At 39.1% G+C, this 14,147-nt stretch carries 10 protein-coding genes; 7 read left to right on the top strand and 3 right to left on the bottom strand.

Going from position 1 to position 14,147, the window contains the following annotated elements:
• Positions 1-32: 32 nt before the first annotated feature.
• The gene (locus BLV99_RS05275) at positions 33-548 is read right to left on the bottom strand and encodes a cysteine peptidase family C39 domain-containing protein (RefSeq protein WP_092688395.1); all 516 of its coding nucleotides are present in this window, start codon (positions 546-548) and stop codon (positions 33-35) included.
• Between the two features lie 261 nt (positions 549-809).
• On the opposite strand from BLV99_RS05275, the gene ahcY reads away from it, so the two are divergent.
• The 6 genes from ahcY to BLV99_RS05305 all read left to right on the top strand — a co-directional run bounded on the left by ahcY (position 810) and on the right by BLV99_RS05305 (position 10,771).
• The gene (ahcY, locus tag BLV99_RS05280; RefSeq protein ID WP_092688398.1) at positions 810-2,192 is read left to right on the top strand and encodes an adenosylhomocysteinase; all 1,383 of its coding nucleotides are present in this window, start codon (positions 810-812) and stop codon (positions 2,190-2,192) included.
• A 188-nt stretch (positions 2,193-2,380) separates the two neighbouring features.
• The gene (gene metF, locus BLV99_RS05285; protein WP_086184895.1) at positions 2,381-3,217 is read left to right on the top strand and encodes a methylenetetrahydrofolate reductase [NAD(P)H]; all 837 of its coding nucleotides are present in this window, start codon (positions 2,381-2,383) and stop codon (positions 3,215-3,217) included.
• A 35-nt stretch (positions 3,218-3,252) separates the two neighbouring features.
• Positions 3,253-3,969, top strand: a complete 717-nt coding sequence (locus BLV99_RS05290) for a 16S rRNA (uracil(1498)-N(3))-methyltransferase (protein WP_086184894.1) — start codon at positions 3,253-3,255, stop codon at positions 3,967-3,969.
• 171 nt (positions 3,970-4,140) lie between these two features.
• Positions 4,141-7,008, top strand: a complete 2,868-nt coding sequence (locus tag BLV99_RS05295; RefSeq protein ID WP_092688401.1) for an EAL domain-containing protein — start codon at positions 4,141-4,143, stop codon at positions 7,006-7,008.
• Positions 7,009-7,173: 165 nt separating this feature from the next.
• Entirely contained in the window at positions 7,174-9,447 is a 2,274-nt protein-coding gene (locus BLV99_RS05300; RefSeq protein ID WP_086184892.1) for an NADP-dependent malic enzyme, read from the top strand.
• A gap of 88 nt (positions 9,448-9,535) precedes the next feature.
• A complete protein-coding gene (locus tag BLV99_RS05305; protein WP_092688404.1) occupies positions 9,536-10,771 on the top strand; it encodes a multifunctional CCA addition/repair protein in 1,236 nt (411 codons plus the stop codon).
• A 487-nt stretch (positions 10,772-11,258) separates the two neighbouring features.
• Here the strand turns inward: BLV99_RS05305 and epmA are convergent, their stop codons facing one another.
• Both epmA and BLV99_RS05315 read right to left on the bottom strand, forming a co-directional pair.
• Complete coding sequence (epmA, locus tag BLV99_RS05310; protein WP_167356303.1) at positions 11,259-12,230, bottom strand: EF-P lysine aminoacylase EpmA; 972 nt, start codon at positions 12,228-12,230, stop codon at positions 11,259-11,261.
• Between the two features lie 32 nt (positions 12,231-12,262).
• Positions 12,263-13,330 (bottom strand): 4-phosphoerythronate dehydrogenase, encoded by a 1,068-nt coding sequence (locus BLV99_RS05315; RefSeq protein ID WP_092688407.1) that lies wholly within the window; start codon positions 13,328-13,330, stop codon positions 12,263-12,265.
• Between the two features lie 581 nt (positions 13,331-13,911).
• Between BLV99_RS05315 and BLV99_RS05320 the strand changes: the two genes are divergently transcribed.
• Positions 13,912-14,147, top strand: a 236-nt coding sequence (locus tag BLV99_RS05320) for a transposase (RefSeq protein WP_131725231.1), incomplete at its 3' end; no start/stop codon positions are given.

Consider the following 14,147-nt stretch of genomic DNA (forward strand, 5'->3'; position numbering starts at 1 on the left):
TTCTTCTTTAATCTTTATTTTTCTGAAAATATTCAAGAATTTGAATTATCAATCACGATCACTTGTCGGCAGATGCCCTCTGCTTGACGCTGTTGTTCAAAAACAGATGCAGACATTGGTTCAAAAGAATCAAAGAAGCAGATTTCCTGCTCATCTATCGAATAAACCAGTGAGTGGTTTCCGACCTCTTCTAGAGTATCGTAATACACAATGACAAATTTATTTTGCTCAAATGCCTGTTGAATTTGCTGATAATGAATTGCGGGTAAAACAGGAAGTTTCAGTTGTTCTGCTTCGGCATAGCTCAATTTTTCTTGTTCTTGAAGATTGGGGTCTTCATCGGTATAAAATTGAACATTAAAACCAAATTTTTTTAATCCCACAGCTAAGCCAATGGTTGCCGTACCATGTTCTGCTTCGTAACCACAGACCTCTATCAGTTGCTCAATATCAGCATCTATACCTAAATGTTGCAGCATCATCCATACAGCATAAATACCGCCATTTGCTTCAAGGTTCATTAAGGATTCAGGGATATTCAAAGCCATAATACAATTCAAAAAAGATGATTGTGTTGATAATAAGCAAAACGACATTGGAACTACAACAATTTCCAAGTACAATATGCAACTCGTCGAGGGGTGCTGCGACTTTTTCACAGGCTGATTTTCAAAAACAGTAATGTGAAATCGCTAGGCTCGACAATTCGGTCAAAGCTTCTGTAAAACACTGGTTTTGATTAACAACGGCATCCGCGAACATAACGATCCAATCTATTTTTATTGTTATTTAATAACTAGGAGATCCTGATGAACGCGGTTACTGCTTCATTTACAGATTATAAAGTTGCTGATATTTCACTTGCTGATTACGGCCGTAAAGAAATCAAACTTGCTGAAGCTGAAATGCCAGCATTGATGGGTTTACGTCGCCGTTATACTGCTGCAAAACCACTTGCTGGCGCAAAAATCCTCGGCTGTATCCACATGACCATTCAAACTGCGGTTCTCATTGAAACCCTAGTTGAATTGGGCGCAGAAGTTCGTTGGACATCTTGCAACATCTTCTCGACTCAAGACCATGCTGCTGCTGCAATTGCTGCATCTGGCGTTCCTGTATTTGCTTGGAAAGGCGAAACAGAAGAAGAATACATGTGGTGCCTTGAACAACAAATTAATGTGAACGGCAAACCTTGGGATGCCAACATGATTTTAGATGATGGCGGTGACTTAACTGCTGTTGTTCATGACAAATATCCTGAACTGATTGCGAAAATCCACGGTATTACTGAAGAAACCACAACAGGTGTTCAACGTCTTTTAGAAATGTGGAAAGACGGTTCTTTAAAAGTTCCTGCAATCAACGTAAACGATTCAGTCACTAAATCTAAAAATGACAACAAATACGGTTGCCGTCACTCATTGAATGATGCCATCAAACGCGGTACTGACATGTTAATGTCTGGTCGTCGTGCATTAGTGATCGGTTACGGTGATGTAGGTAAAGGTTCTGCGCAATCACTTCGTCAAGAAGGCATGATTGTACGTGTTACTGAAGTTGATCCAATCTGTGCAATGCAAGCATGTATGGATGGCTATGAAGTTGTTTCTCCATACAAAAATGGCGTTCAAACGGGTAAAAAAGAAGATGTAAATGCTGATCTTCTTCAAAATACTGATTTGATCGTAACAACTACGGGTAACTACCACGTGTGTGATGCTGCAATGCTTGATACTTTAAAAGCAGGTGCTGTGGTTTGTAACATCGGTCACTTTGACACTGAAATCGACACCAACTATTTACGTGGCTACAAGTGGGTTGAAGTTAAACCTCAAGTACACCAAGTGTATCGTACAGAAAACGATAACGATTACTTAATCCTTCTTTCAGAAGGTCGTTTGGTCAACCTTGGTAATGCAACAGGTCACCCATCACGTATCATGGATGGTTCTTTTGCCAATCAAGTATTAGGTCAAATGCACTTATTCGCTGAAAAATTTGCGGATCTTGCGGAAGATCAAAAACAAGCTGCAATTCGTGTAGAACTGCTTCCTAAGAAATTAGATGAAGAAGTTGCTGCGGCAATGGTTGCTGGTTTTGGTGGCGTATTGACTCAGTTAACTCAAGTACAAGCAGACTACTTGCGTGTTCCTGTTGAAGGCCCATTCAAATCTGACTCTTATAAATACTAAGTTCTTAATACCTCTCCCTAGCCCTCACTTGCGCTGAACTTTAAAGCAATGCTTAAAGCACGCTCAGGAGAGGGAATTTTGATTACAAAATGAATAGGGAGTTCCTTCTCTTGCGCCATATATGGCTCAGGGAGAAGGTTAGGATGAGGGTTAAAATTTTAAATATTTATAAAAAAAGGATTTGAAAAATGAGCAAACGTATTCCAGTTTCGTTTGAATTTTTTCCGACCAAAACTGATGTGGGTGCAGAAAAACTTCGTGTCGTTCATCAAGAATTGCAACTGCTTAATCCTGAGTTCTTTTCAGTAACTTATGGTGCTGGCGGTTCAACACGTGAACGTACACTTGCTGCAATCAACGATTTTAATGGTAAAGGCACACCCGTTGCCCCTCACCTGTCTTGTATTGGTGATGACAAAGCACGTATTGCTGAATTGCTCGATTTGTATAAATCACAAGGCATTGACCGTATCGTTGCACTGCGTGGCGACTTACCTTCAGGTCAAGTGGGTCTAGGTGAATTACCCTACGCCTCTGATTTAGTGGCATTCATTCGTGAACATTCTGGTGATCACTTCCATATTGAAGTCGCAGCCTACCCTGAAATGCATCCACAAGCCGAAAGCTTTGATCAAGACATTCAAAACTTTATCACTAAAGCTCGTGCAGGTGCCAATTCAGCATTGACTCAATTCTTCTTTAATCCAGATGCGTATTTCTACTTTGTCGATCGCTTACAAAAAGAAGGCGTTGATCTTCCTGTAGCGCCTGGCATTATGCCGATTACCAATGCCAGCAATCTAATTCGCTTTGCAGATGGTACGGGTGCTGAAATCCCACGTTGGATTCGTAAACAATTAGCCACTTATGGTGATGATAGCGCAAGCATTAAAGCCTTTGGTCATGAAGTCGTGGTGAAACTCTGTGAACGCCTAATTGCAGGCGGTGCACCAAGTCTACACTTCTACACCATGAACCAGACTGAGCCTAATCGTCAACTTGTGCTTGACTTAGGTTTAGCATAATTTTTCTTTTCACCGATTTTTGAGAGTAATACCACATGCCGCGTTTTTTTATTGAAGCTGATTTAGCTGTTGATACGCATGTTGAATTAACGGAAACCGTTTTTCACCACTGGGTGAAAGTATTACGTGCAAAAGTCGGTGAAAGTGCCACTTTGTTTAATGGACAAGGTGGTGAATATGAAGTGACACTTGTTGATATTTCAAAAAAAGCAGCAAGTGTTTCTGTCGACACATTTAACCCTGATGATCGCACACCTGCTTTTAGCACCTTGCTCGGACAAGTGATGAGCAAAGGTGACCGTATGGATTATGCGATTCAAAAAGCAGTTGAATTGGGTGTTTCACAAATTCAACTTTTAACGTCTGAACGCTGCGAAATGCGTTTAAAATATGATCGTGACCAGAAAAAAATCGACCACTGGCAAGGTATTGCCATTGCAGCATGTGAACAATGTGGTATGAATCGCGTTCCAGAAATTTTAGCACCGCTTGCATTGGCCGACTGGCTTGAAACTGAATTACCCACCACCAAACTGGTACTTGCGCCAAATAAAGACCAAATCAATGTACTTGAAAATGCAACGCCAAATATTGCACTGCTGATTGGTCCCGAAGGTGGTTTAAGTGAAAGTGAAATTGAATTATCAAATAAAGTAGGATTCATCAATTGGTGTATTGGCAATCGCGTCTTACGGACGGAAACTGCGCCAATTGTTGCTTTATCTATTTTAAATTATAACCTAACTGTTTAGTTCACCTTATTCTAGGTAAATAGTCGCAATTCGATTGATTTTTTTAAATAACATTATTACTCTTGATTCTAATGATAAATATAGATTTAAAAAAAGTTTTGCTTTTTTTTAAACGCTAGTAAATTTTGATGGGTTAATTTATCGCAAAACAAAAATAAGGTTTTTGCTTTTATGTCAAATATTCAGGACGAATATATCAATAAGCATGTGAGTGCTGCACAAATTACCAATACGATTCGTCTTAGCCGATTTTTTCTCGTCAGTATTGTGATTGTATCCCTGTATATTTATTGCATTTATCAATTTTATTTTGCGAAACCATCTTTCTATTTAAACCTTTGGTTTATCAGTACGGTACTGTTTTGTTGCTTAAGCTTACTGATTACCAGTATCCATTTTAAGCCCCGTAATTTCTCATTAAAGCATGCACATCGTTGGCTTCAATTTCAATTTTTGGCGACAGGAAGCTTTATCGGGGTGGGTATTGCTCTCATTTATTACTATCTTCCGCAATATAACCATGATTTCAACCAAGTTCATGGCTTGATGTTATCGGCTTTACTTCTGATTGTGAGCCAAGCATTTGCATTAACGTTTTTAACCCAACGGCTCAATTATTTTTGCTTAGCCTTTATTCCTGCAATTTTACCTTATCTTGCTTCACAATTTATTGCTGCTGACACCTCGAATTATTTATTCCATTTAACAATCAATTTTGCCCTGATTGTCATTTTACTTTGTGCAAATACCAGCTCGCGTATTCATCAACGTATTTCAGCGCTGTATTGCAAAAATAACCGCTTGGTTAAAAATGCAGAGCAACAAGTCCTATGGACAGATGAGTTATGTCAGCAATTAAAAACCGAAATTAACAAATCAAAAGAGATTGAACTGCAATTACAATTAAACAATCAGCTGCTTGAACAAAAAGTCAAAGAACGTACTTTCGATCTCGCTAAAATGAACACCGATTTAGAAAATCAGCAACAAAATCTAGTATTGGCACATGAAATTGCAGGACTTCGACCTTGGGATTGGAATATTAAAGATCGGGAAATTTTAATCACCAATTCCAAACAACAAAAGACATTAAAAGCTTTAAAACAACATCAGCACCAGCTACAAAATATTATTCATTCCGATGATGTCGAACATTTCAAATTTTCGATGAAACAACATTTACGTGGTCGATCAAATCTGTATGAAGCTACGTATCGAATTCAAAATAGTCTTGGAAAATGGAAATGGGTTCATGATATTGGCAGAGTCATTAGCCGTGATCCAATCAATCAAAAAGCTTTACGTATGGTCGGTATTCGTCGTGATATTCAGCAAGAGCGCACCGATCAAGAACGTTTAAAACTTGCAGCCAGCGTACTAAAACAAGCTTCAGAAGGGATTTTTATACTTGATGAACAACTGTGTTACATCGACGTCAATCCATTCTATGAAAAATTGACCAATTTTTCACAAGAAAAAATCATTGGCAAACATTTATTTGATATTACTGCAAACCATAAATCCCAACAAAGAAATGATCATTATTCAATCATCAATCAACTACTTAAAACAGGTGAATATGATGGGGAAATGAATGAAAAGTTTCTCTCGGGTAAAGAACTCACCGTTTGGATGCACATTAACGCCATCACCGATGAGCAAAATCGTGTAACACACTATATTGGTATTGTTTCTGATTTAACTGAACGCAAACTACAAGAACAGCGTCTCTCCTATTTAGAAAATTACGACCCTCTCACCGACCTACCGAATCGTTTTTATTATAATTATCAATTGCACCAATATTTGGTGAGTCAAAAGGACTCTATTCAACAGCTTGCTGTGATCCGTCTCAATATTGATCGTTTTAGACCTTTGAATGAATTCTTATCCAATAGTGGTGGCGATGAATTATTGCGCCAAGTTGCTCAAAGACTGCGACTCACCAACGCAGAAGCCTTATTTGTGGCTCATTTAAATGGTGATGACTTTGCAATTGTCTATGAAATTTCACATATTCGACCATCGATTCAACAGCACTGTGAAAGAATCAGTCAAGCATTTTCACTCCCCTTCACTATTTTTGATCAAGAGCATATTATCACCCTCTCTATGGGCATTGCTTTCTACCCTGAAAATGGTCGCCAACTTGATTATCTGAATAATTGTGCCGAACAAGGATTAACCGAAGCTAAAAACTTAGGTGGCAATACCATTCGTTACTATTCAAACAAAAATACAGCCTTGCTTGAACAAGGTATTTATTTAGAACGCGATTTAAGACTTGCGATTAATAACAATGAATTGATTGTTTACTATCAACCCAAAATTAATTTTAGCGACCAAAATATTTATGGTTTTGAAGCCCTTGTCCGTTGGAACCATCCAACCAAAGGAATTATTCCACCCAATTCGTTCATTCCTTTGGCAGAACGAACCAGTTTAATCTCAGATATTGGTCGAATTGTTATACAACAAACCGCTAAACAAATTAGACACTGGAATGATTTAGGCTTTAATAATATCTGCGTATCGGTCAATGTGGTTGCCCAACAATTACAACGGGGGCAGTTGCTTGAAGACCTTGATTATGCCATTCAAACTTACCAAATATCAGGGTCAAGTCTAGAGCTTGAAATTACCGAATCATCGCTGCTTGAGAACTCAATTACGGTTAAGAATCTACTCGATGAAATCAAAGAACGTAAAATCAACATCTCCCTCGACGATTTTGGAACTGGCTACTCATCATTGTCCTATCTTGCTGATTTTCCAATTGATATATTAAAAATAGATCGAAGCTTTATCTCTAAAATTGGCGAAAATAAACAAGAGGCCATTGTCAGTGCCATGATTGCCATGGGCAAAGCTATGGGCATGATGGTAGTTGCTGAAGGTATTGAAACCCAGCAACAACTTCAGTACTTACAAGATCTCAAATGTGACATTGCGCAAGGCTTCTTGTTTTCAAAGCCTTTACCCGAAAGTGAAGCCACAATCTTCTTAGAGCAACACAGGCTTATACCTTCTCAAGTGTAGACTTATACCTGCTTAATATAAGTCTACCGACCTAAGTATAAGTTTACTGGAAAAAGGTATATTCGCGACTGTGCTAAGGTCGTAACAAATGTTATATTCGACTAAAGTAAGCAAAAAACCACCACCCGCTCGGGCTGGACAACTCAAGCAACAATAGAGATACAGATGGACGATCAATCATTAAAACAGCAAGCTTTGTACTACCACGAACACCCAACACCAGGGAAAATCAGTGTTACACCAAGTAAACAGCTGGTCAACCAACATGACTTAGCGCTTGCTTATTCTCCAGGTGTCGCAGCGCCATGTTTAGAGATTGAACGCGACCCATCAACAGCAGCACTTTATACCGCACGTGGGAACTTGGTTGCTGTTATTACAAATGGTACAGCCGTTTTAGGTCTAGGCAACATTGGCCCATTAGCATCTAAACCTGTAATGGAAGGTAAAGGTGTACTATTTAAAAAATTCGCAGGTGTCGATGTATTTGACCTCGAAATTGCTGAAAACGATCCAGACAAAATTGTCGATATCGTTGCTGCATTAGAACCAACTTTTGGTGGTATTAACCTTGAAGATATCAAGGCACCAGAGTGTTTCTATATTGAGAAAAAACTGCGTGAACGCATGAATATTCCTGTGTTCCATGATGATCAGCATGGCACATCTATTATTGTCGGTTCAGCATTACTGAATGCTTTACAACTGACTGGCAAAAAAATTGAAGAGATTAAAATTGTTGCTTCAGGTGCCGGTGCTGCTGCATTGTCATGTTTAGATTTGCTATGTGCTTTAGGTGCGAGCAAGGAAAACATTACCGTTGCCGATTCACGTGGTTTGTTAACAACCAAACGTGACAACCTTGATGAATCTAAAAAACGCTATGTTCAAGACATTGAAGGCACTCAACTGGCAGATGTGATTGCCGGTGCAGATATGTTCCTCGGACTTTCTGCCGCAGGCATTTTAACCAAAGAAATGGTTAAAGTGATGGCAGAAAATCCAATTATTTTTGCTTTGGCAAATCCAGACCCTGAAATTCTACCTGAACATGCACATGAAGTTCGTGATGACGTGATTATGGCAACGGGTCGTTCGGATTATCCAAACCAAGTGAATAATGCACTTTGTTTCCCTTATATCTTCCGTGGTGCTCTAGATGTTGGTGCAACCACAATTAACGAAGAAATGAAAATTGCTTGTGTACATGCCATTGCACGTATGGCACATATCGAAGCTGATGCTGCAACATATGGTGAAAAATCTGCATCATTTGGTCGTGACTACCTTATTCCACGTCCACTTGATCAACGTTTAATCCTTGAAATTGCCCCTGCTGTCGCAAAAGCAGCAATGGATTCTGGTGTGGCGACTCGCCCTATCGAAGACTTCTCTGCATATCGTCAAAAATTATCTGAGTTTGTCTATAACTCTGCATTTATGATGAAACCAATTTTTGCACAAGCAAAATCTGACCCTAAACGCATTGCCTATGCTGAAGGTGAGGACTTGCGTGTTCTTCGTGCAGTTCAAATTGCAGTGGATGAAGGTTTGGCAAAACCAATCTTGGTGGGTCGTACTGCTGTTATTGAAGCAAACATCAAGAAATTAGGTTTGCGTCTTGAACACGGTGTCAACATTGAAATTGTAGATCAAGAAAATAATCCGCATTACGAACAGTTTGCAGATGATTACTATCAAACCATGCAACGCACAGGGGTAACACCTGAGTATGCTCAACGTGAATCACGTCGTCGCTCTACCCTGATTGCTGCAATGCTGGTTAAATTTGGTCATGCAGACGGTATGCTTTGTGGTACTTATTCGAGCTATGATATTCATTTAGATTTCGTTAAAAATGTGATTGGCCTGAAAGAAGGTCGCAGCACATTCTTTACTTTAAATGCACTCATGCTCAATGATCGTAACCTGTTCATTGCTGATACCTATGTCAATACCAATCCAACGGCTGAACAACTTGCTGAAATGACCATTTTGGCAGCAGAAGAAGTTCGTCGCTTTGGTATGACACCACGTGTTGCTCTGCTTTCACACTCCAGCTTCGGTAGTGATCAGCAAGATGCCAGTGCACAAAAAATGCGTAAAGTTTTTGAAATTTTAAGCGAAATTGCGCCTGATCTTGAAGTTGAAGGTGAAATGCATGGTGATGCAGCACTCGATGAAAACATTCGTCACTTTGCATTCCCGAACTCACGTTTCAAAGGTTCAGCAAATTTACTGATTATGCCAAATCTTGATGCGGCCAATATTTCATTCAATTTATTGAAATCTACATCAGGTAATAATGTGACCATTGGTCCTATTTTACTTGGTGCAGCAAAACCAGTTCATATTCTTACGCCAACAGCAACAACGCGCCGTTTGGTGAATATGACGGCATTGACTGTTGCTGAAATTCAACAAGCGCAAGCTGAATAAAAAGGAATCTTTAGCAAAAAGCTAAGGTTCTTTACTTGAGAAAACCTCTATTCTGTAGCATGATTGCTTGAAGAATAGAGGTTTTTTCATGCGAGTTTATTTAGTAGGCGGTGCAGTACGTGATCACTTACTTGGTCACCCCTATCACGAAAAAGATTATGTCGTTGTCGGTGCTACACCCGAACAACTAATTGCGCTTGGCTATCAACCTGTAGGCAAAGATTTTCCTGTTTTCCTACACCCCAAAACAAAAGAAGAATATGCTTTAGCCCGTACTGAGCGCAAATCTGGTCATGGTTATCATGGTTTTGAATTTCATACTGATATCAGTGTTACGCTTGAAGAAGATCTTATTCGGCGTGACCTAACCATTAATGCCATGGCAATGGATGATGATGGCAATATTTATGATCCCTATAATGGTCAACAAGATTTAGCAGATCGGGTGCTCCGCCACGTATCCGATGCTTTCGTAGAAGATCCTTTACGTGTACTACGTATTGCACGTTTTGCAGCACGTTATAAATCACTTGGATTTAGCATTGCGGCTGAAACTTTAGCATTGATGCAGCAATTGGCAGAATCGGGCGAATTAGAAGCATTAACACCTGAACGGGTTTGGAAAGAAACCTCCCGTGCCTTGATGGAAAATCATGCCGATGAGTATTTTGAAACTTTGCGTACTTGTGGTGCCCTAAAAGTCCTCTTTCCTGAATTAAATGCTCTGTATGGCGTTCCACAACGTCCTGAATATCATCCAGAAATTGATTGTGGTATTCATACTATGATGTCATTACAACAAGCCTGTAAAGCCAATTACTCACTGGAAGTACGCTTTGCTGTTTTAATGCATGATTTAGGTAAGGCGCTTACTCCAGTCGATGAGTTACCCCGTCATATCATGCATGAAGAACGAGGTATAACACCTGTCACCGAAGTTTGTGAGCGACTTAAAGTACCAACCCATACCAAGCAGCTTGCAATTGCGGTATGTAAAGAACATTTAAAATGTCATCAAGCATTAACCCTTAAACCGGGCACTTTATGGCGCTTATTACAACGTTTAGATGTATTACGTCGTCCTGAACGTGTTGAAGCCTATGTTCAAGCTTGTGAGTGTGATTCACGGGGTCGTTTAGGTTTAGAGAACCGTGAATATCCACAAGCGCAATATGTACTCGATGCGATGGAGGTTGTTCGTGGCATTAAAGCACAAGATCTCCCCCCCGATATTCAAGGCCCCGATATTGGTGAAATGCTTATTCAACGTCGTATCAAAGCAATTGAAGCGTTAAAAGCACAGCAAACTGTTTTAATTGTCTAGATTGGAAAAAAAGCTTCTCTTATGAGTAATGTCAGTCAGTTAAGAAATTGACTGGCATTTTATTTTAAATTCATGATGTTATTCGATACGCGTAAACGTCATCCGCAACTTGAGCAATAAATAAAGCACGGCTTTATTTTGCAGCGCAAGGCATGAGGTGTATACACCGCAAGATGCCTTTCTTGCGAACTCAAAATATATTTTGAGGATTCTCATTTGGGCTTATCCAAAGTAATAGATTAGCTCCAAGTATTTGATTTAAAAAATATAAGACTCCGTCGTGAACAACTAAAAAACTAAAGGCTTTATTTCTAAAACCCTTAACTGATCAGCATTATCTGTTATGAGAAGCTTTTTATTTTAATCCCTCCCTTGCCTAGCAGTTCGGTTCATCTTTAAAAAATGAAGAACTTTCCCCTCCCTTTTTTAAAAGGGTGAAAAAAATTGTTTCGCAAGGGATCGATTTATAAGACTTTTAGCGATACTTTTAAGAAACATCAGCAGGGAAAGTAATCACTTTCTCTAACTTCATCTGCTGCGTTGCAATCATCAATAAACGATCAATTCCTAAAGCGATACCGGAACATTCAGTCATATTCGGCAATGCTGCTAATAAATATTCATCAATCGGCATCACATGTAAACCAAGTTTTTGACGCTCCAAATTATCTGCTTCAAAGCGAGAACGTAACACCGCGGCATCAATTAACTCATCATAGGCATTTGCCAATTCTAAGCCTTCAATATATAGCTCAAAACGTGCTGCAACATGCTCGCCATCTTCATCGGTTCTGACTTTGGCAAGAGATGCCATTTCAGCTGGAAAATCGGTTAAAAATACCGGTGTATCAAAGCCTAAACTCGGTTCAACCATATGTGAAAATAACAAGTCGATATAACCCAAACGGTCATCACCTAAATCTAGATTTAAACCCACACGGTGACAGCAATCTTTTAACTGTTTTAAACTGGCTTGTAATGGATTGAGGTTCAAACGATCCATAAAAGCATGTTTATAACTTAAAATGGTTGGACGTACTTCACCAAAACGATGTGCCAAAGTCACATTAAGTAAATCAGTAACTTCAAACATTAATTCTTTTAAGCTTAAATTTGGGCGATACCACTCCAACATGGTGAATTCACTATTGTGTTTACGACCATGTTCATCATCACGAAAGACTTTACAGATTTGGTAAATCGGGCCACTACCACTCGCCAATAAGCGCTTCATGGCAAACTCAGGTGAAGTCTGTAAATAATGGGTGTGTTGCTTTCCAGCAACGTGACGCTGCGCCTGAACTGACGCTAAATGCACATCGGTTACACCCGCTTGGGACAATATTGGTGTTTCTACTTCCAAGACCTCACGTTCGGCAAAAAATTGACGAATTTGGGCATACATTTTAGCACGTGCTTTTAAAGCTTTCATATCACAGGTGGGCTGATAATCGACCATTTCAGTATTGACCATTTTAGTGTTTCCCATACTCATGCTTGAGGGCCTCCATGCGCTGCCCATTCACGACGTAATGGATAGGTTTTACGTAAATAATCAAAAGCCTGTTGATCGACTTTACCCTCTTTTAAACAAGCACGTAAATTTGAGTCATCTCGCGCAATATCATAAATTTTATTCAGATGTTGTTTCAGTGCTTGCTTTAAATCCTGATTTTGGAAATATTGTTCACATACAGGCAATTGCGTTTCAAATTGCTTATTTGCGCTAAAGTTAAAGGTTTTGCAAAAAGCATCGTAAATCATTTGCGTACCACGGGCCTTCCCTTCCAAACTATAGCCTGCAATATGCGGAGTGACCAAACCAATTAAATTGAGTAATTCTGCTGAAATTTCAGGTTCATGTTCAAATACGTCTAGCACCACTGGGCGTTTAGTCGTTTGAAAATCCGTAATTAAAGCCGACTCTTCAACCACTGGCCCACGTGCTGAATTAATCAATATCGCTTCGGGTTTCATCTGTGCCAACGCCTCGGTATTGATCAAATGAAACGTCGGATACTTCCCGATTTTGGTTAAGGGAACATGAATTGAAATAGCATCTGCCGTTTTTAATAGTTCTTCCAATTCCACTTGCTGGATCGTTTCACGATTCACAAAGGGATCACAACCAATCACATTCCAACCCAATAACTTGGCCATAAATGCTAAACGTGAACCTACATTTCCTAAGCCAATAATCCCTAAGGTAAATTTTTCATTCTTATCGATTAAATTCGGTTGTAAATATAGCAGTGCGGTAATGACATATTCAGCAACCGCTTGAGCATTACACCCTGCTGCATTTGACCATGCAATGTGGTGTTTTTCTAAGGCTGCAATATCTAAATGATCTGTACCAATCGTGGCACTACCAACAAATTTAATTGAGCTATTTTCTATCAGCTGCGTATTTACTTTCGTCACAGAACGTACCAATAAAGCTTCAGCATCCTGTACATCTGCTTGGGTTAAAGTACGCCCTGCCGCTTGTTGAATTTCTCCAAAATCTGCAAAGAAATATTCAGTAAAAGCCAGATTTTCATCTGCGACGATTTTCATAGCACATTCCAATAATATGAAGAGCGCTATAATAACGCTTAGAGACCAATCTGACTATGAGCGTGTACTGTGAAGAAAAAAGAAAGCCCAAACGATAAAAAAATCGCGCTTAATAGATCGAAGTTTTGACTCGTTTAATTGAATTTTTATATTGAAGTATGTTTGGCTGAAGCACTTACCCAAGCCAGTGAATTAAAATTAAAAATTCGCATAACATTAATCATATTCAGTCAAAGTAAGAATAAAACCAATAACGTATAAAAGCTAAAAAAAGAGCACCGCATTCCTTTATCTAAAGAAGCGATTAATGTAGACAAGTGGCTGAATTTTATAATACTCAATGCCCCCATCAAGGGAAAATACTCTGTAGACATCCGTTATTTGAAAGTTTACTGAATAGAAAAAGTTGAGTAATTTTCAGCTTAGGCTTGCGCTGGTACAGCTAAGATCCAATCACTTAATTCTTCACATAATTCATCTTTTTCAATACGGTTCCCCTCATAATAGAGGTGGATCAGGAAATTTGAACAACACTTATAAGTGATATTTTGCTCCCCAAATGATGTTATAAACATCAATATATGGAGTATTTTATGGCACGTAGACCAAGAAGAAATCATTCAAATGATTTTAAAGCTAAGGTAGCACTTGCTGCGATTAAAGCAGAAAAAACACTTGCTGAATTGAGTGCTGAATTTGATGTTCATCAAAACCAAATTATCGACTGGAAAAATCAACTGATTTCAGCTTCCTCGCAAGCTTTCGATCAATCAAAAGCTCCAACAGAACCACCCATCGATCTAAAAAAACTACATGC

Origin of the sequence: Acinetobacter kyonggiensis (assembly GCF_900107285.1) — a bacterium.
Taxonomy (GTDB): Bacteria; Pseudomonadota; Gammaproteobacteria; order Pseudomonadales; family Moraxellaceae; genus Acinetobacter; species Acinetobacter kyonggiensis.